Here is a 16,988-nt window from a genome sequence, read left to right as displayed (position 1 = left end):
TTATTTCTCCGCGCCAGCGGTGAGGCCGCCGACCAAATAACGTTCAAGGAACAGGTAGATTGCGATGATCGGCAGCGCGATGAACACGGATGCGGCGGAGATGTCGTTCCAGTAGGTGACATACTCGCCCTGCATCGTGGTGATGCCGAGATTGGCCGTCCAGTTGTCCGGCGAGTTGACGAGGAAGGTGCGCGCATAGGCGTAGTCTGCCCAGCTGAGCACGAAGGCATAAAGTGCGGTGGCGGCAAGACCGGGCGTGGCGATGGGAAGCACGACGCGCACCATCGCGCCGATCGGCGAACAGCCGTCGACCATGGCAGCCTGTTCCAACTCTTTCGGAATGGTGTCGAAATAGCCTTTCAGCATCCATGTGGCGAAAGGAATGATCATTGTCGAATGCGCCAGAACCAGCGTCCACAGGCTGCCGATCAGGCCGAAGCTGGAAAAGATCGAAAACAGCGGAATGACCAGCAGCGTCGCGGGCAGCATCTTCGCCGTCAGGACGAAGAGACCCATGGTCGCGCCGCCCCGCATGGAATAACGCGACAGCGCATAACCGGCGCTGACCGAAACCAGCATCGACAGCGCCACCGAGCCGATGGCCGCTAGCATCGAGTTCCACAGCCACAGCAGGATCGGTTTTGCCGCCCAGACGCGGGCGAAGATGTCCCACTGCGCATCATCCGGCCAGAAGGTCGGCGGCAGGCGGTAAAGCTCATCGGTGGTGGAGAGCGCCGTGACCAGAAGCCAGTAGACCGGGAACAGGATCATCACCAGCGTGAAGACCACAGTCGCGTAAAGGGCAAGGCTCTGTAAAAATGTCCGTTTCATCAAAGCCTCCTCAATAGATCGATTTCGAACGCCGGCCGAGCATCAGAAGGCTCGCGACGATGCAGATCACTAGCGTCAGGACGCCGACGGCGGCGGCACGGCCGAAATTGTGATACTGGAAGGCCTGATCGTAGGTCATGATCGACAGCGTCTGGGTTGAACGCAGCGGCCCGCCGCCGGTCAGGACCTTGATGATGGAAAAGTCGCGGAATACCCACAGCAGCGTCAGCACCAGCGTCACGCCCAGCACCGGCATCAAAAGCGGCATGGTGATCCAGCGGAAACGCTGCCACACACTGGCGCCATCCACCTTGGCGGCCGCGTAATAATCGGCGGGGATGGACTGCAGGCCAGCCAGACACATGATCGAGACGAAAGGAAAACCCTTCCAGACCATGGTGATGGCAACGGCCCAGAAGGCGGCTGTCGAACTGCTGACCCACGGGATCATCTGATCGGTGAAACCGAGCTTTATCGCCAGCCAGCCGAACAGGCCGAAGGAGGTGTCGAACATCCACGCAAAGATGACGACCGCGATGATTTCCGGCACCGCCCAGGGCAGCGCCATTCCCAGCCGCGCAACGGTTCGGCCCTTGAAACGGTTATTGGCCAGAAGCGCCGTGCTGAGGCCAACCGCGACGCTGCCGGCGGTAACGACGATGACCAGCTTTAGCGTTACCCAGCAGGCCAGCCAGAATTCCGGCGACGAGAACAGCCAGGTGTAATTGCTCAGCGAAAACGGCCGGCTGGCGCCGCCAAGCCTCGGTATCTTGACCTGCTGGAACGACAGGTCGATGGCCAAAACGAGCGGCCAGACGATGATGGCGGCAACCATCAGGACCGCGGGCGCGATCAGAATATAGCCGAGAAGATGTTGCCGGCTGGGACGCGCGAGATCGAAAAACTTGCGACGCCCAGCCCGAACGGTTTCGGTCATGGATGGTCCTCCTGCCGGATGCGGATGATGGCCACGGCCCTTTCAAGCGGGCCATGGCGAAACGACGGGATCAACCCTTGATGGCTTCGGCCTTTGCCTGCATGGTTTTCGCCACCTCCGCCGGATCGAGATCCTGAATGATCATCCGCTGGCTTTCTTCCATCACCATCTTGCTGAACTCGTTGTAGAAAAGCTCAAGCCCGGTCGGGATGCGGTCGATACCGGCTTCCGACGCGGCCTTCATCGTTTCGATCAGCACCGGAAAATGCGGGATGGTCTTTTCAACACCCGAGACATCCGCCTTCGGGCTTGGCGGGGTGTTGCCGCCAAGGGTGGCATAGCTGCGCTGGAATTCCGGCGTCATCGTCAGCTTGATGAAATCCCAGACCAATGCCTTCTGGTCGTCGGGAATATCGGCCGGCATGGCCAACACGTTGGACGAGCCGCCAAGCGGCGGATGAAGCGGCGGCGCGACATAAACGATGTCACTCTTGGCCGAACCCTTTTCGGTCGTGCCGTAAAGCCAGGGCCCATCAAGCCGCATCGCCATCTTGCCATCGGCAAAGAGCTTGCGCACGTCGCTGGCGCTCATGTCGACCGGGCTGATCCCGCTCTTCATCACGGTTTTCCAGCGTGAAAGGCCCTCCACCATCTGTGGCGTATCGATGGTGATGTTGCCGTCTTTGTCGGTCCAGTAGGCGCCGGCATCAAGGATGTAGTTCAGCATCTCCGTCAGATATTGACCCGGACCGCCCTTCGTTTCATGGCCGGTACCGAACTGATCGATAATGCCATCGCCGTTCAGATCCTTGGTCGTCGCCTTCGCAGCGGCCAGAAACTCGCCATAGGTCTTCGGAACCGCGACGCCCGCCTCTTCCAAAATCTTCTTGTTGTAGGCCATCACGAAACCGAAGTAGTTGGTCATGATGCAGACGGTTTCGCCGTTCCATTCGCATTTCTGCTGGCCGGCCCAGCCCGTCATGTCGATGCTATCCTTCTTCAGCCACGGGTCGAGAGGCTCGAGCCAGCCGCTATCGGCAAACATCTGGAATTCGAAGGACGCCAGATGCACGATCTGCGGCGGCTGGTTGGCCGCAAAAAGCGTCGTCATGGTGTCGGCATAGGAGCTGCGCTCGGCCTTGGTGAATTCGATTTTCACGCCCGGATGCTGTTTCTCGAAGGCGGCGATGGCGGAGCGCCACCATTCGCCCGTGCCCGCGTCATCCGTTTGCCAGGAAATGAACTTCAAAACGGTATCGGCCATGGCGGGAGCAAATCCGCCTACGGTCATCAACATCGCGGTCGCTGTGCCAAGCGCCAGCTTTCTTATTCTTTTGGTCATGGGTTCCTCCTCCAGAAAACCAATTCAGATACGTTCAATAAGGGCGAGCGCCGCCTCCGACGGTTTGACGCCAAGTCCCGGTCCGGAGGGCAGGTAGTATCTGCCTTCGCGGCAATCCATGTCGCCGGCGAGCAGGCGGCGGTTGGGCTCGAAAATCGAATGCTGGAACTCGTGACCCTTCAGGGTCGGCAATGTAGACGACGCCTGCAGGCTGGCGGCAAGGAAGATGCCCGCGCCGACGGTTGCGTGCGGGATCACGTCAATGCCGTGCTCGGCGGCAAGAGCGCCGATGCGGATGAAATTGGTAATGCCCTTGTGCCCCATTTCCGGCTGCACGATCGCGATGCGGCAGCGTTCGATGCGGGCACGCATGTCCCAATGGGTGCGCCATTCCTCGCCGACGGCAATTGGGAGATCTGTTCCCTTCGAAACCTTTTCCAGTCCGGCGATGTCTTCCGTCCAGACCGGCGCTTCGGCGAACCACGGGTCGAACGGCGTCATCTCGGCTATGAGTTCCAGCGCCCGCTCCGGCGTCTGGTTCCAGTGCATGTCGGCGGCAATCTTTGCCTTCGGGCCAAGGACATGCCGGAGATTGGCGATTTCCGCCGCCGGGCCATCGTCAGCCACCGGCGTTGCGAATTTGAAAGCATCGAAACCGCGATCCTGCCAATATTTCGCCAGTTCCCCGCGCGCCTTCAATGTCTTTTCAGGCAGGCCCGAAACATAGGCCGAAAAGCTGTCAACACCGCCGCCAAGAAGGTCGCGGATGGATTTTCCGGCTTCCTGCCCGGCAATGTCCCAGAGCGCGATATCGAGCGCGGCAAGCGCATCGACGTAAAAGCCGCCGGTATAACCGCGCACCCGCATCATGTCGTAAAGGTCGTCATAAACAGCCGAAGGATCGGACGCATCCCGGCCGATCACGAAACCGGCGAGAAGATCATTGATGAGGGCGGCGACCGCGCCGGGGGCGACAATGCCATAGGTTTCGCCCCAGCCGACAGTGCCGGCCTCGGTGGTCATGCGCACCAGCACGCTGCGGTCGAAGGTGGGGTAGACCGTGCGATTGCCCTTGCGCACGATGTAGCCGTTGGGATTGACCACCTCGCCTTCCCTGAGCGCACCAAGATAGGGCACCTTGCGCGGCTGGGTCAGCGTGAAGACTTCGACTGTTGCGATGGGGCTGTTCATGCGGCCTCCGCGGCAACAAGGCCGAGTTCGACCAGATTGGCGTCAATATCGGCAAGGGCCGCCGCATCAAGCTCGGGTGTCGGCGCACGCACGCCGACGCCTTCTATCACGCCGCGACGGGCGAGCACATATTTGGTCAGCCGCATGCGATAGACCGCCTGCAACACCAGAAGCGGCAGGGTGCGGACATAGATCCGGCGAGCCTCTTCCTGCCGCCCGGCAACAAGCGCCCGGTCGATGGCCACATGTTCCTCGGCGATCTCCAGCGCCGGCATGGCCGCCGTAGCACCTCGGCCATATTCGTCGAGAATATAACGCGCACCGCCGCCACCGATGACGCCCTTCAGGGTCGACGGCGCATGAGCGATGATGTGGCTTATGGCCGGGCCGGCGGGAAGCGTTTCTTCCTTAACATAGGTCACCTGCGGCAAGGCGCGCACGATCTCCACGATTGCCTGCGGTGAAAGGTCGGAGCCGCGCGGCGCAGGCGCGTTCTGCAGGATGATTTCAACCTCGGGCAACGCCTCGACGATCCGGCCGAGGAATTCGATCAGCGCCGGCGCATCCGTGCCGACCGATTTGGGCGGCTGCACCATCAGGTGGCGAATGCCAAGCGCCGATGCCGCCCGCCCATGCTCAACCACCTCACGCCAGTCGGCCGCACTGGCGCCGGCCACAACAGGCACCCGACCGGCCACCGCATCGACGACTATCTTCAGCAACGCCGCGCGCTCGGCGGCATTCAAAGTCTCCACCTCGCTGGCAAAACCGGGAAACACGACACCATCCACGCCCTTGTCGAGCGCAAAGACCACCAGCCGCTTCATACCCGCTTCGTCAATGCCGCCATCCGCCAGAAACGGCGTGGGCAGAACAGGCAAAATCCCCTTGAGGCCAGCCACCATCTTTTTCCTCCCAATTAAGTATCATATTTTGATACCTTGAATTCACTAATTGACACTACATAGACTCGCGCCCTATGACAAGCCCCAAGATGAGATGAACGAGGAGGTTCAAGACATGGCAGCAGCGGCGACATCGATTATCGTCGATTGGGGAACGACATCACTGAGGGCGGCGCTCGTTGGTGAAGGCGGCGAAGAACTCGATCATCTGGAAACCGCCGACGGTATTTCGAGCCTTGGCAAGGGTGAGCACGAGGCGGCGCTGATGGCGGCACTCGCACCCTGGTTCTCGCGCCAAGGGGCCCTGCCCGTCGCGGCCCTCGGCATGATCACCAGCCGCAACGGCTGGGTTGAAGTCGCTTACGTGCCGTGCCCGGCAGGCCCGGCGGAACTTGCCGCCGGCACGGTGCGCAGGTCGCTGCCGAACGGCTCCGACCTCGTCTTCCTTCCGGGTCTCAACGACCCCGCCCGCCAGCCCTTTCCGGATGTCATGCGCGGCGAAGAAACCCAGATCGTCGGCCACGGCCTCGGCGAAGACGCCACCCTCATCATCCCCGGAACCCACAGCAAATGGGCGCGGGTGAAGGCGGGGCGGATTGACGGCTTCCAGACATTCGTGACCGGCGAAGTCTTCAACCTGCTCATCAATCATTCCTTCATCGCGCGCGGGTCCACGCAGCCGCCGGTCGACGATACGGAGGCATATCGCTGGGGTCTGAAAGAGGCAAAACGATCCGCCGCCATGCTGTCGCTCATGTTTTCGGCGCGAACCGGCGGGCTTGCCGGCCGGCTTTCGCCGGATCAACTGCGCTCCTATGTGCGGGGACTGGTCATCGGGCAGGAATTTAGGCAGGCCCGCGATGCCGGATGGTATGCGGAGGGAGACGAGGTAGCTATCGTCGGCAATGACGGGCTGAACGATCTCTACCTGGTTGCCGCGGATGTGTTCGCGCTCAGGACATCCATGGGTGCGGATGACGCCCTCACAAAAGGCGCCCTGACTGTCCTGAAGCACGCGCTTTCGTGACCCTTGCAGATCGCAGGGTGCCTAAACGACGGCATCCTGCTTCCAAAACTTTTTCAGGACCAATCATGTACGACTTCCCAGTCAATATCGGCACCAGCCGTCACGAAAACGATGTCCTCGCCGTTCTTGCCCGTCTTCAGCGCACTGGCGTTCCAGCCAATCCGATCGCCTTTTATGGCTCATCCTCATTTCGGATCTGGAGTTCGGTCACCGAGGATCTTGGCTCGCTGGATATCGTCAATCTAGGATTTGGCGGCGGCACATGCCTCTCCGCCAGCCACTACCTGCACCAGCTTCTTGTTCACTTTTGTCCTGTGCAGATGACAGGACCGTACCGCCGTTGCCCGCGATTTCCCCGAAATGGTTCAGGTTTCCGCCCAGCGTCTCCAGCTTCGCCACCGACCTTGCGGCAAAGCTGGCGCTGGAGGTGAGCTGTGCCGCCTGTGCGAGCAGCATGCCGCCCGAGACATCGCGTCCATCATTCAGGCTGAGGTTTTGGGTGGATTTCGCGGTCAGGTCGTTCCCGGCCGTGATGCGCCCGTTGCGCGCATCGGTGCTGGACGCCTCGATCACGATACCCGAGAACGCCACCGGGACTGTTTGAGTTCTTCTTCGGCCTGACCATTCAAATCCTGCCTCTCTCTTGCACGGGCGGGCAAATTTTCACGCCTCACCCGAAATAAGGCAGGAGAAATGGCGATCACGAGCTTGTGTTCGTAGTAGAGCGTAACATTGAAATTCTCCGGAACGAATAGAAGGTTACGCAGCCGATGATCGGCCTGCGGACATTAAAGAGGAGATCATCTATGAACCGTTCCACGCTCACATTCGCTTTAGCCGGTTCGCTCGCCAGCGCAATCGCATCCGCGTCCTTCGCCGCACCGCTCGCCCCGGAGAAAATGGTTGGCAACGAGAAGTGCTATGGCATCGCGCTAAAGGGTCAGAACGACTGCGCAGCCGGCCCCGGCACCACCTGCGCGGGCACTTCGACGGTCGACTATCAGGGCAATGCGTGGAAGGCGGTCCCCGCCGGCACCTGCACCTCGATGAATGTTGACGGCCACAAGGGCATGTTGGAGCCGGTGAAAGGCTGAACCCAACCCGAGGAGGCCTGGGTTGCCAGGCCTCCGCCTCATTCGTCGATACCGGGAGCAAACAGCTATGACCGTAGCCGTAAACCGAGCCGTCTCTTTACCGCCGCGTGCCGGCCTCGGCCTCAAGCCGGAGCATTACGAAACCATTCTCGCCAGCAGGCCGGATGTCGGCTTTTTCGAAGTCCACGCCGAAAATTATATGGCTGCCGGCGGTCCGTCGCACCGGTATCTCGAGGCGGTCGCAGACCTCTATCCGCTGTCTCTCCATGGAGTAGGCTTGTCGATCGGTGCAGCACGCAACCTCGATCGAGAGCATCTGAAGCGGCTTCGTGGCCTCATCGATCGTTACCGACCACAGAGCTTTTCTGAACACCTGGCCTGGTCGACCCACGATACTGTTTTTCTCAACGACCTTCTGCCCCTGCCCTATACGCCCGAAACCTTGGCAAGGGTGGTCGACCATGTCGACGAGACTCAGCAATGGCTCGGCCGGCAAATGCTGCTTGAAAACCCATCGACCTACATATTGTTCGATGAGAGCACGATCGACGAGGTGGATTTTCTGACGGAGATCGCCGAGCGCACTGGTTGTGGGCTGTTGCTCGACGTCAACAATGTCATGGTTTCGGCGGTGAACCATCTGCTGGATCCGATTACCTATATCGATCGCTTTCCGGTCGAGCGGGTGGGTGAAATTCATTTGGCGGGCTATGACGAGACTGTCGACAGTGCCGGGGACCGGCTTCTGATTGACGCTCACGGTACCGCCGTCAAGAGCGATGTGATGGAACTTTACCGGCATACGCTGATACTGAGCGGTCCCCTGCCAACATTGATCGAATGGGATAATGACGTTCCGGATTTCGCCACCCTTCACGCCGAAACGGTCCTCGCCGATGCCATGCTGTCTGCCGTGCTCCAGTATCGCGACGCCATCCGAGTGGCATGACCATGGGTTTCAACGAGAGCCAGGATGCCTTTGCCGACGCCCTCCTGCATCCAGACCGGGCACTTCCGCAGGGCGTCACCACGGCCCGCGGCAGGGCCGATACATCGCGCTTCGCCGTTTACCGCAACAATATCTATGTCGGTTTAACGACGGCGCTCGGCCAGCGTTTCCCGGTAACGAAGCAACTCGTCGGTTCCCAATTCTTCGCCGGCATGGCCCGGGCCTATGCCGCAGATCATAAGCCGGTCTCACCGCTGATTATGCATTACGGCGATGATTTTCCGGATTTCGTCGCAGCGTTCCCGCCCGCGGCAACTCTGGCCTATCTGCCCGATGTGGCCCGAATCGAGGTCGCCTGGACCCACGCCTATCATGCCGCTGATAGTCTGCCTCTCGACGTCACCGCACTGGCCGGCACTGCACCGGAAAGACTTGCCGGCACCGCGCTCATCCCCCATCCCTCGGCCCGCTTCATCCAGTCGGATTTTCCGGCCGGCGCGATCTGGAGCGCCCATCAGGGCAAGACCCTGTCTCCGGTCGTCGACTGGCAGGCCGAGGCAGTGCTGGTTGTGCGGCCGGCGATGCACGTCGAGGTCCATATCATACCGCCGCGGGATGCTGCATTCGCGGCCTTCCTTCTTGAAGGCGTGATCCTGGGCGAGGCCGCGCAGGCGGCATTCGCCGCCAATCCCGATTTCGATTTCGGATCAGCGTTGATCGGCCTGGTCAGCCTTGGTGCATTCAGCGCTTTTGAAACTATTGAAGGGAAATTTCCATGACGATCGAACTTGCTTCCTCCCGCGGTCGCTGCTGTGCGGCGCTTGTCTCTTTTCATCGTCGCGCCGAACGCCTGCTCGCATCCATTCCACAGTCGCTGCCGCTGCTGGCGCTGCGCATCGGCCTGGCGATCCCGTTCTTTAAATCGGGGCTGACGAAGTGGGACGGATTCCTGACCCTCTCGACCGGTGCCAGATTTCTGTTCGAACAGGAATTCAAGCTACATATATTTGGCAGCCAATTCCCCTACCCCATGCCGCTGACCATGGCAGCAGCGGCCGGAATTGCCGAAATCGTCTTGCCCCTCCTCTTGGTGCTCGGCCTTTTCACCCGCTACGCGGCTTTGGGCCTACTCGCGATGACGGCGGTGATCCAGCTTACCATTCCGGAGGGATGGGCCAATTTTCATCTTCCCTGGGCTGCCATGGCGTTGACACTTGTCGTGTACGGTGGCGGCAGGATTGCCCTTGATCCCTTTCTTACAATTCATCGAGATTGATCAATCTGATTGCCATTGAGAACTGATGGAGTTGTCTAATCGTAGCTGGGGCGTCAAGATGAAGATCGCTGCCGGGTGCATGGTTGTCTTCGCGATCGACATCAGGCGCCGCACGATTGAAGCTACGCAGCACGAGCCTTCAATGTGGACGGCGCATTCAACTGAGACAGCGATGCACCCCATCAACGGAATGGCTCGCCTCACGTCCCGGCAGGGACGCTTCAAGCACTCGAGGATTGGCTAAGGCCACACTTCGATCGAGGAGATCTGGTGCCGGTGATGGAAGAATGGTGGCTGAGGTTTTCCGGCCCGTTCCTCTTATTGCCCTGGGCGGCGCCTTGTGCCCGCGCCATTGCGGGCATTTATCGATTTCGTGAAGCAATCGCACAAGGTATGGATCGGGGCAGAATGAGCGGACGCTTCGGCTTGATCTTGAAGATCGGTCCTCGCCTTGAGAGGGAACCGAACCAATGAACCTGTTATTACAATGTTCCCTCGGCAGGCGATCCGCAAGCCAACCAAGAACTTGGCTTAACTGTATCACTGATTTGTGGTCGAGACCGGACTGCCTTTTTTTTAACGATACGGACTGGAATGGCGGCTATTTATCAACAGCTCTAAAGGAGGCAGTTTCGGGATATTTGTGATAGCAATATTCGAATGTACGGCAATTAGCTATCTGCCGATATTCCTCTGTAAAGCCAGTTCCAAGTCCTGTCGAAATATAGATCGACAGACTGCCTTGTATCAAATTCGGCGCTGCCCATCATCGCCGATGAGGTGGGCAATGCGACAAGACAGTGGATGAGATGGTTGGCGATCAGGCTCACATCCCCGGTCGAAACCATGCCCGCATCCTGCGCTGTCTGTACGGCATCGACGAGCCGGTTCATGATCGGATCGGGCTGCGGCGGGATTGGTCTTTTCTTTTCGAACACGACAGCTTCACTGAAGGTGATGCGCTTCAGTGCAATGAGGTCCGGCTCCATGTTGATATGCAGCAGTTCGCGCATCAGGGTCCGCAGGCGCTCAAGAGCGTGGCCCTGTGCCATCGGCAAGTCTCTCAGCCGCGCCACCGCTCGGGCATGAGCATGTTCCACTACGGCCTCGAACAGGGCGACTTTCGAGGGAAAGCGGCGATAGACAGTATCCTTGCCTGCGCCGCACTGCGAAGCGACCTGCTCCATGGATGTACCGGCAAAACCGCGCGTCGCAAAGAGCGTGGTCGCAGCGTCGATTATCCTTTCCGCTGCGGCGTTCTGTTCCGCCTTCAGAGGACGACCTACCCGCGCTGTTGCGTTCGTTCTTTCCGACACCAGATTCCTCCGCATTTGCCCGTGCCCGACCTGTTTGAAGACGTCGACCAGGATTGCCAACATAAAAGTTGACCAGCGCCTTCATATTAACTGGACAGGACGGTCCCGTTTGATTTATTCACTCTAGCAGATTTCCCAAGCTTCGACCATGGGGGCGAATAGTGAAGCAAGGTCTTTCCTTTAAAAACATTCTGACAGCCACAACCTTTCTGGCGGCAACCCATGCCCTGGCTCAGGAGCAGGGCACACGGTTGGAAACAATCGTTGTGCAGGGCAATGCCGACGCCGCTGGGATTGCTGCCAAGTTCACTCGGTCGGCAACAAAAACCGGGACACCTTTAGCGGAAACGCCGCAATCTGTTACGGTGATAACGCGCAAACAGATCGACGACCAGAACCCGCAAACGGTCAGTGAAGCGCTGCGTTACACGGCCGGTGTATTGTCCGACCGGGACTCGAACTCGCGTTACGATTCCGTATTTCTGCGCGGCTTCGGCGCATTTGGCACGGCGACCAATTATGTGAACTATCTCGACGGTTTGAAACTTCAACGTGGTCAGGCCTTTGCAACACCCTCCATTGATCCGTTTCTCCTTGAGCGCATCGACGTCCTGAAGGGGCCGGCAGCACTTCTTTATGGCCAGGTAAGCCCCGGCGGCCTCGTCAATCAGGTCAGCCGCAAGCCATCGAGCGTACAGTCAAACGAGGCAAGACTCGAAGTCGGGACCGATGGAAGGGTGCAAAGCGGTCTTTATTCCACCGGCCCCATCGCCACGGATGGAACATGGCAATATGGTATTGGCATTGTTGGCCGTTCCTCCGGCACACGCTATGACGATGTGGATGAAAAGCGTCTCGGCATTGCGCCATCCCTCAAGTGGCAGCCGGACGAGGATACCTCGCTCGTTATTTCTGGTTATTATCAGCGCGATCCGGAAGGTGGCTATTTCAACTCGCTTTATCCGAAGTTTCTGGCGCCCGCAGGCTATGCCGGTTTCCTTAGTCGGGACCTCAATGTCGGGGACCCGAACTACGACGCGTTCAGGCGCACCCAGTACGGCGCCGGTTACGAGTTCGAGCACAGGTTCGATGACCAGGTGACCATCCGCTCCAACTTCCGATATTCCGCGGTGGATACCGATATGCGTTCGCTCCAGATGAACGGGCCAATGTCCGCGACGGGTATTATTCCCCGCTGGGCTGTCCATTCCATCGAGGACGCCGAAGGCTTTTCCTTCGACAACCAGGCTGAATTCAAGTTCGAAACGGGCGCCATCGGCCATACGATTCTTGCTGGCCTCGACATTCAGCACTCAAGCAGCAATTGGGAATATCTGCTGGGCGGCGCGACGCCGCTTGATGTGGCGAATCCCGTCTATGGCCGACCGGTAGGCCCGTTCATGACGGCAGTGGACAATGATCAGTCGCTTCGCCAGACAGGTATCTACCTCCAGGATCAGATCGAGATCGGCGGGCTGCGCGGCATTTTCGGGGTGCGGCACGACTGGGCCCGTCAGGACACTGACAATCTTCTTGCCGGAGCATCGTTGAAACGATCCGACAGTGCCACCAGCTATCGCGCCGGCCTGCTTTACCTTTTCGATAACGGCATTGCGCCTTATGTCAGTTATTCCACCTCGTTCGAACCTTCCACCAGCGTTGGCGCCAATGGCAGTCCGTTCAAGCCGACGGAAGCGCAGCAATATGAGGTGGGCGTCAAGTACCAGCCCTCGGGGCTGGACGCCATGTTCACGCTCTCCGCTTTCGATATTCGTCAGCAGAATGTGGTCTATTACAACGCCTCATCAGGCTTCAACGAACAGCAGGGAGAAATCCATTCCCGCGGGCTGGAGTTCGAGGCGAGAGGAAACCTCACCAGCAATCTCGAACTGATCGCTGCGGTTTCCCTGCTCGACACGGAAGTTTCCGAATCCGGCATCACATCGATCATAGGCAACCGCCCGCAGGCCGTGCCGCGTTATTACGGTTCTCTCTGGGCGAACTACACCGTCTCATCCGGTGCGCTGGAAGGCTTGAGCATCGGCGGCGGACTGCGTTTCGTCGGCTCCAGCTATAGTAACGACACAAACACGGTGAAAGCCGATGGCTACACCCTGCTTGACGCCGCACTTCGCTATGATTTCGGAGCAACGAACCCGAAACTCAAGGGGCTGCAGGCGACACTGAACGTCACCAACCTGCTCGACAAGGACTATTACTCCTCCTGCAGTTCCGAGTATTATTGCCAGTACGGCAACGGCCGCACGGTGCTCGCCGGCCTCAGATACAAATGGTGATGTCGCCGTGATCATAACGAGACGAGGCTTTTGCATCTCCTTTGCGGCGGCCGGCATCCTTTCCGGCATTCAGCCCGCCGTAGCCGAGCAGCCGGTTACCGTGAGGGATATGGCGGGGCGCGAGGTGCGCCTCCCTGCCCTGCCGAAAAGGATCGTTCTGCTGGAGGCGCATGACCTGCTGACGATGTCGCTCCTGCATCGCGATCCTGCGTCGCTGGTCGTGGGCTGGGCCGCCGTCGATCGGCTCGACAGCGGTGAATTGCAGACGATCCTGCTGAACGGCCATTCCGTCAGCACGGTCGGAACGCTGAGCCCGGACACGCTTTCCCTTGAAGGACTGATCGCCCTGTCTCCCGACCTGATCGTGACCACGGCCTTCATGACGCCGCAGGGGGATGAGAATTCCCTGCTGCAGAGGCTGAAGGAGATCGGCATTCCCGTGGTGTTCAGCGACGCCGCCTCAAACGCGGTCGATGAGGCGCGGGCAAGCGGCCCTGTTGATGCGATGAAAGCATCTATGCGCATGTGGGGAACACTTCTGGGCGCTTCAGACAAAGCCGAGGCCTACATCGCATTTGTCGAACGGGAACTGGCGGGCATTGCAACGCGCATTTCAGGTGCGAAGCCCGTCACGACCTATCTGGAGGTCCAGTCGACGCTCGACGACTGCTGCTGGGCGGCGGGCAGAAAGAACTGGGGCGAATTGCTGGCGCTGGCCGGTGGTCAGCCGCTTCCGGGCGTGGTCGCGCCGTGGTTTGAGAAGCTGGCGCTCGAATATCTTCTCGCCACACCGCATGAGGTCTACATCGCCTCCGGCGGCGGCTGGGCCTCGGGTGGCCGTCCGTCCATCGGCCCTGGAATCGACGCCGAACAGGGTCGACAAGGATTGCAGCATCTGATTGAGGGCCGCCGGAGTTTCGAACATCTGCCGAGCGTTCGTTCAAAGCGTGTTTACGGGATATGGACCGGGTTGATTACCAACTTGCCCCTCAACGTGCTGTTTATCGCCCAGGCAGCCAGATGGCTGCATCCGGAACGATGTGCCGATATCGATCCAACCTCCATTCTCGACACCATCAATCGCGAGTTCGCGGCGTTTCCCATAAAGGGACCGCTGTGGGCGGCGATCTGAGACAGGGAGCCACGCCCGATGCCACCGACCAGCAGCAACCGATACCGCGCACATGCCGCCGTCCAATTTGAAAAGATCGACGACTATATCGAACCGATTGTCGAATCGATTGCAACGCACGACATGACCGTCGAAAAGGCAGGTGGCATTCATCATATCCACTCGCCATTCGGCGACGCCACATTCGAGGCGACCGGAAACGGTTTCCGGTTGACGGCGGAAGCTTCCGATCCCGGCGGTCTGAACCGGCTGAAACATGCTCTGGTCGGGCCGATCGGTTTCATCGCCGCCCGTGAAAATCTCGATATTCAATGGGAAGGCGACCATGCGGATCCCGCCTTACCTGACGATCTGCGCATTTTGCAGGTGCAGACCATTGAGGACCTGTCGCCCCGCTTTCGCAGGATCGCCTTCAAGGGCGAGAACCTCGAACGTTACGACCGTAAAGACCAGCTCCACTGTCGTCTCATTTTCCAGCCGCGCGACATCGCCGCGCCACGCTGGCCGCTACTTGACCATCGCGGGCATGTCGTCTGGCCGGACAATACTGCGGTTCCCACGCGTGTCTACACGATCCGCTTCATCGACATGGCAAGGCAGACAATCACGATCGACTTTGCGCTTCATGCTCATCCCGGGCCGGCGACCCAGTGGGCGATGAATGCGCGGACAGGCGATGTCGTCGGCATTCTGGGGCCGGCGGCCAACGGCCCCAGGCCGGCAGACTTTTATGTTCTCGCCGGAGACGAGACTGCATTGCCGGGCATTGCCAGAATTCTCGAGTATCTGCCGCCGACGGCAACCGGCCATGCCTTCATCGAAGTCGACACCTCCGCCGATAAACTGCCGCTTTCCTCTTCCAGCCGCGTTTCGATCCAATGGTTGTATCGCGACGGTAAGGGTGCAGGCACAACGACGCTGCTTCAGGACGCAATTCGCTCCGTTCGCTGGCCGGAATGTCCGGCGGGCGCCTTCTTCTGGGGTGGATGCGAACACAAAGCATTCAGCGCGATTCATCGTCATCTGAGGAAGGAGGTCGGGCTTCCGCGTGACCGCTTCGTGCTCTATTCGCACTGGCATCGGTCTCTCAGCGAGGAAGACATCATCATCAAAGGGGCCGATGCTTATCTACCTCAGTGAAAACAATGAGTTTTGCAATTGATAAGATTCTAACCGTCGGCCCCATGGGAGAGAATCGATTTAGCTTGTCGGCACAGACTCTGGCCATTCCTGCGCGCCATGCAATACACGAAGAATTCGAACCGTCCTGTCGGTAACGGCATAAGCAGCTACGTAGGGCGTGCCGTTGATGACGAGTTCGCGTGTACCGGCAATTCTACCAACACGGCCGCTGGCGGGAAAATCGAGCAAGCGACGTGAGGCTGCGACTATCCGTTCGTCGACCAAAACGGCGGCCGCAGGATTATCTGCCTCAATGTATGTGAAGATGGCGTCGCGATCCGATAACGCGAACGCAGACCAAGTAAGTTTCACGACTTGAGCGCACCAGCTTTAAGACGGGCAGCCGCTCGACGTTCGGCAAAATGCGCCTCAACCTCGTCGTCGGATACGTCCGGGCGAGTATCGTTTAGCGCTTCGAGCACCTTGTTGCGAAACCAAGCGTCATGAGCCTCACTGCCTGAAAGGAGCTCAAGGGGGAGCGCCCCTTCGTTGGCAGTCCGTGTAAGCAATATACGGACCGCATCGGATACTGTAAGGCCCATGCTCTCAAGAACGGCAGAGGCACGATCCCGAACTTCGGCATCAATACGTGTTTGGACAAGTGCGTTTGCGGCCATGGCTATCTCCATATCTGACGAGATAGTAATGCAATTGAATGACGAATTCTATACAAAGTTTCAGGTTGTCGTTGTCCACCTCGTCTTTCTTAGTCTTGATAAAGGATACAAACCACCGACCCCGCCGTTCGGCAACCGCTTTGCTCTTGAACCAGAACGAACCTTCGACACACAGCTCAAAGCGAGCACGACCGCCTAAGCGAATGGCGCCATGCTCGCATGTTTCGATCCAATTTGAGTTTGGGGAGCGCGGCCTCGAAGTCGCGCTCGCCTTTCTCCCTACGGCGCTCTGCCTTAAAGAGCAGAACATTGGGCCGTGCAAGATAGGGAGTACCCAGTGCGTTTCTTCGAACGGCTGTTGGTTTCCACGCGGAACTGAGCCGGTTTTTCCACCGAGAAGTGAGCCACCTCTGAGTATGGTTTTCTGATCAGGCTTTGGTCAAGGGATTTGCCTTTTCTCCTCTCTTCTGTGCGACTGCAGCCGAGCTGGCTTTGAATCGGAAGCTGTCGTTTCCTGTTTCGAGGATGTGACAACGGTGGGTCAGCCGGTCCAGCAGAGCCGTGGTCATCTTGGCGTCGCGGAAGACCGTGGCCCATTCGCTGAAGCTGAGGTTGGTGGTGATGACGACACTGGTGCGCTCATAGAGCTTGCTCAGCAGGTGGAATAGCAGCGCTCCGCCGGAAGCACTGAACGGAAGGTATCCGAGTTCATCAAGGATCAGCAGATCGAGACGGACCAGCGTCTCGGCGATCTGGCCTGCCTTGCCCTTTGCCTTCTCCTGCTCGAGCGCATTGACCAATTCGATGGTCGAGAAGAAGCGAACTTTTCGGCGATGATGCTCGATAGCCTGAACGCCGAGAGCGGTCGCGACGTGTGTTTTGCCTGTACCCG

19 protein-coding genes and 2 pseudogenes are annotated in these 16,988 nt (G+C 59.1%); 11 read left to right on the top strand and 10 right to left on the bottom strand.

What is annotated here, in order from left to right; genetic code table 11:
• The 5 genes from F3H58_RS17260 to F3H58_RS17240 form a co-directional block, all read right to left on the bottom strand.
• Positions 1 to 831: a carbohydrate ABC transporter permease gene (locus F3H58_RS17260; protein ID WP_149743035.1), complete on the bottom strand. Its 831-nt coding sequence runs from the start codon at positions 829 to 831 to the stop codon at positions 1 to 3.
• A 10-nt stretch (positions 832 to 841) separates the two neighbouring features.
• Positions 842 to 1,768, bottom strand: coding sequence for a carbohydrate ABC transporter permease (locus tag F3H58_RS17255; protein ID WP_149743034.1), 927 nt, complete (start codon positions 1,766 to 1,768; stop codon positions 842 to 844).
• A gap of 70 nt (positions 1,769 to 1,838) precedes the next feature.
• Positions 1,839 to 3,110 carry an ABC transporter substrate-binding protein gene (locus tag F3H58_RS17250; RefSeq protein ID WP_149743033.1) on the bottom strand — a complete coding sequence of 424 codons (1,272 nt, stop codon included), beginning with the start codon at positions 3,108 to 3,110 and terminating at the stop codon, positions 1,839 to 1,841.
• A 24-nt stretch (positions 3,111 to 3,134) separates the two neighbouring features.
• Positions 3,135 to 4,301, bottom strand: coding sequence for a mandelate racemase/muconate lactonizing enzyme family protein (locus F3H58_RS17245; protein ID WP_149743032.1), 1,167 nt, complete (start codon positions 4,299 to 4,301; stop codon positions 3,135 to 3,137).
• Positions 4,298 to 5,206 (bottom strand): dihydrodipicolinate synthase family protein, encoded by a 909-nt coding sequence (locus F3H58_RS17240; protein WP_149743031.1) that lies wholly within the window; start codon positions 5,204 to 5,206, stop codon positions 4,298 to 4,300. The genes F3H58_RS17245 and F3H58_RS17240 overlap by 4 nt, the downstream gene beginning before the upstream one ends.
• A gap of 115 nt (positions 5,207 to 5,321) precedes the next feature.
• Here F3H58_RS17240 and F3H58_RS17235 point away from each other — a divergent pair, with 115 nt between their 5' ends.
• Positions 5,322 to 6,233 (top strand): 2-dehydro-3-deoxygalactonokinase, encoded by a 912-nt coding sequence (locus F3H58_RS17235; protein WP_149743030.1) that lies wholly within the window; start codon positions 5,322 to 5,324, stop codon positions 6,231 to 6,233.
• Positions 6,234 to 6,298: 65 nt separating this feature from the next.
• Positions 6,299 to 6,547: pseudogene (locus F3H58_RS27730) on the top strand (lysophospholipase); the annotation flags it as partial.
• On the opposite strand, the gene F3H58_RS27265 reads toward F3H58_RS27730, so the two are convergent.
• Complete coding sequence (locus tag F3H58_RS27265; protein WP_188128968.1) at positions 6,471 to 6,806, bottom strand: hypothetical protein; 336 nt, start codon at positions 6,804 to 6,806, stop codon at positions 6,471 to 6,473. The pseudogene F3H58_RS27730 and the gene F3H58_RS27265 overlap by 77 nt on opposite strands.
• Positions 6,807 to 7,039: 233 nt before the next feature.
• Between F3H58_RS27265 and F3H58_RS17225 the strand changes: the two genes are divergently transcribed.
• The 5 genes and pseudogenes from F3H58_RS17225 to F3H58_RS27395 all read left to right on the top strand — a co-directional run.
• The gene (locus tag F3H58_RS17225; RefSeq protein ID WP_149743029.1) at positions 7,040 to 7,327 is read left to right on the top strand and encodes a BufA1 family periplasmic bufferin-type metallophore; all 288 of its coding nucleotides are present in this window, start codon (positions 7,040 to 7,042) and stop codon (positions 7,325 to 7,327) included.
• A gap of 67 nt (positions 7,328 to 7,394) precedes the next feature.
• Complete coding sequence (gene bufB, locus F3H58_RS17220; protein ID WP_149743028.1) at positions 7,395 to 8,276, top strand: MNIO family bufferin maturase; 882 nt, start codon at positions 7,395 to 7,397, stop codon at positions 8,274 to 8,276.
• Entirely contained in the window at positions 8,273 to 9,055 is a 783-nt protein-coding gene (locus F3H58_RS17215) for an HvfC/BufC N-terminal domain-containing protein (protein ID WP_149743027.1), read from the top strand. The genes bufB and F3H58_RS17215 overlap by 4 nt, the downstream gene beginning before the upstream one ends.
• Positions 9,052 to 9,552: a DoxX family protein gene (locus F3H58_RS17210; protein ID WP_149743026.1), complete on the top strand. Its 501-nt coding sequence runs from the start codon at positions 9,052 to 9,054 to the stop codon at positions 9,550 to 9,552. The genes F3H58_RS17215 and F3H58_RS17210 overlap by 4 nt, the downstream gene beginning before the upstream one ends.
• A gap of 228 nt (positions 9,553 to 9,780) precedes the next feature.
• Positions 9,781 to 9,964: pseudogene (locus tag F3H58_RS27395) on the top strand (hypothetical protein); the annotation flags it as partial.
• Positions 9,965 to 10,223: 259 nt separating this feature from the next.
• Here the strand turns inward: F3H58_RS27395 and F3H58_RS17200 are convergent.
• Positions 10,224 to 10,868 (bottom strand): TetR/AcrR family transcriptional regulator, encoded by a 645-nt coding sequence (locus F3H58_RS17200; RefSeq protein WP_286169679.1) that lies wholly within the window; start codon positions 10,866 to 10,868, stop codon positions 10,224 to 10,226.
• 161 nt (positions 10,869 to 11,029) lie between these two features.
• Between F3H58_RS17200 and F3H58_RS17195 the strand changes: the two genes are divergently transcribed.
• From F3H58_RS17195 to F3H58_RS17185, 3 genes are read left to right on the top strand one after another with little or no spacing between them, the layout of a single operon-like run.
• Positions 11,030 to 13,165: a TonB-dependent siderophore receptor gene (locus F3H58_RS17195; RefSeq protein ID WP_149743024.1), complete on the top strand. Its 2,136-nt coding sequence runs from the start codon at positions 11,030 to 11,032 to the stop codon at positions 13,163 to 13,165.
• A 7-nt stretch (positions 13,166 to 13,172) separates the two neighbouring features.
• Positions 13,173 to 14,297, top strand: a complete 1,125-nt coding sequence (locus F3H58_RS17190; RefSeq protein WP_210246919.1) for an ABC transporter substrate-binding protein — start codon at positions 13,173 to 13,175, stop codon at positions 14,295 to 14,297.
• 18 nt (positions 14,298 to 14,315) lie between these two features.
• Positions 14,316 to 15,437 (top strand): siderophore-interacting protein, encoded by a 1,122-nt coding sequence (locus F3H58_RS17185; RefSeq protein ID WP_149743023.1) that lies wholly within the window; start codon positions 14,316 to 14,318, stop codon positions 15,435 to 15,437.
• 60 nt (positions 15,438 to 15,497) lie between these two features.
• Here the strand turns inward: F3H58_RS17185 and F3H58_RS17180 are convergent, their stop codons facing one another.
• Together F3H58_RS17180 and F3H58_RS17175 are read right to left on the bottom strand one after the other, a co-directional pair.
• Positions 15,498 to 15,791: a type II toxin-antitoxin system RelE/ParE family toxin gene (locus tag F3H58_RS17180; protein ID WP_149743022.1), complete on the bottom strand. Its 294-nt coding sequence runs from the start codon at positions 15,789 to 15,791 to the stop codon at positions 15,498 to 15,500.
• A complete protein-coding gene (locus F3H58_RS17175; RefSeq protein WP_080854968.1) occupies positions 15,788 to 16,096 on the bottom strand; it encodes a type II toxin-antitoxin system RelB/DinJ family antitoxin in 309 nt (102 codons plus the stop codon). The genes F3H58_RS17180 and F3H58_RS17175 overlap by 4 nt, the downstream gene beginning before the upstream one ends.
• Before the next feature lie 28 nt (positions 16,097 to 16,124).
• Here F3H58_RS17175 and F3H58_RS27260 point away from each other — a divergent pair, with 28 nt between their 5' ends.
• Positions 16,125 to 16,295: a hypothetical protein gene (locus F3H58_RS27260; RefSeq protein ID WP_188128967.1), complete on the top strand. Its 171-nt coding sequence runs from the start codon at positions 16,125 to 16,127 to the stop codon at positions 16,293 to 16,295.
• 229 nt (positions 16,296 to 16,524) lie between these two features.
• Here F3H58_RS27260 and F3H58_RS17170 read toward each other — a convergent pair.
• On the bottom strand, positions 16,525 to 16,988 hold a 464-nt coding region (locus F3H58_RS17170), incomplete at its 5' end, for an ATP-binding protein (protein WP_188128966.1).

The sequence above is a fragment of the Rhizobium sp. NFACC06-2 genome, assembly GCF_900101425.1.
GTDB lineage: Bacteria > Pseudomonadota > Alphaproteobacteria > Rhizobiales > Rhizobiaceae > Agrobacterium > Agrobacterium leguminum.
The sequence above is the reverse complement of the archived record's forward strand: the minus strand, read 5'-3'. Positions and strand labels throughout refer to the sequence as shown.

Bases quoted from the DNA above. Each gene is read 5' to 3' on its own strand.
- F3H58_RS17260 (WP_149743035.1), bottom strand. From the start codon at position 831: ATGAAACGGACATTTTTACAGAGCCTTGCCCTTTACGCGACTGTGGTC.
- F3H58_RS17255 (WP_149743034.1), bottom strand. From the start codon at position 1,768: ATGACCGAAACCGTTCGGGCTGGGCGTCGCAAGTTTTTCGATCTCGCG.
- F3H58_RS17250 (WP_149743033.1), bottom strand. From the start codon at position 3,110: ATGACCAAAAGAATAAGAAAGCTGGCGCTTGGCACAGCGACCGCGATG.
- F3H58_RS17245 (WP_149743032.1), bottom strand. From the start codon at position 4,301: ATGAACAGCCCCATCGCAACAGTCGAAGTCTTCACGCTGACCCAGCCG.
- F3H58_RS17240 (WP_149743031.1), bottom strand. From the start codon at position 5,206: ATGGTGGCTGGCCTCAAGGGGATTTTGCCTGTTCTGCCCACGCCGTTT.
- F3H58_RS17235 (WP_149743030.1), top strand. From the start codon at position 5,322: ATGGCAGCAGCGGCGACATCGATTATCGTCGATTGGGGAACGACATCA.
- F3H58_RS17225 (WP_149743029.1), top strand. From the start codon at position 7,040: ATGAACCGTTCCACGCTCACATTCGCTTTAGCCGGTTCGCTCGCCAGC.
- bufB (WP_149743028.1), top strand. From the start codon at position 7,395: ATGACCGTAGCCGTAAACCGAGCCGTCTCTTTACCGCCGCGTGCCGGC.
- F3H58_RS17215 (WP_149743027.1), top strand. From the start codon at position 8,273: ATGACCATGGGTTTCAACGAGAGCCAGGATGCCTTTGCCGACGCCCTC.
- F3H58_RS17210 (WP_149743026.1), top strand. From the start codon at position 9,052: ATGACGATCGAACTTGCTTCCTCCCGCGGTCGCTGCTGTGCGGCGCTT.
- F3H58_RS17185 (WP_149743023.1), top strand. From the start codon at position 14,316: ATGCCACCGACCAGCAGCAACCGATACCGCGCACATGCCGCCGTCCAA.
- F3H58_RS17175 (WP_080854968.1), bottom strand. From the start codon at position 16,096: ATGGCCGCAAACGCACTTGTCCAAACACGTATTGATGCCGAAGTTCGG.
- F3H58_RS27260 (WP_188128967.1), top strand. From the start codon at position 16,125: ATGCAATTGAATGACGAATTCTATACAAAGTTTCAGGTTGTCGTTGTC.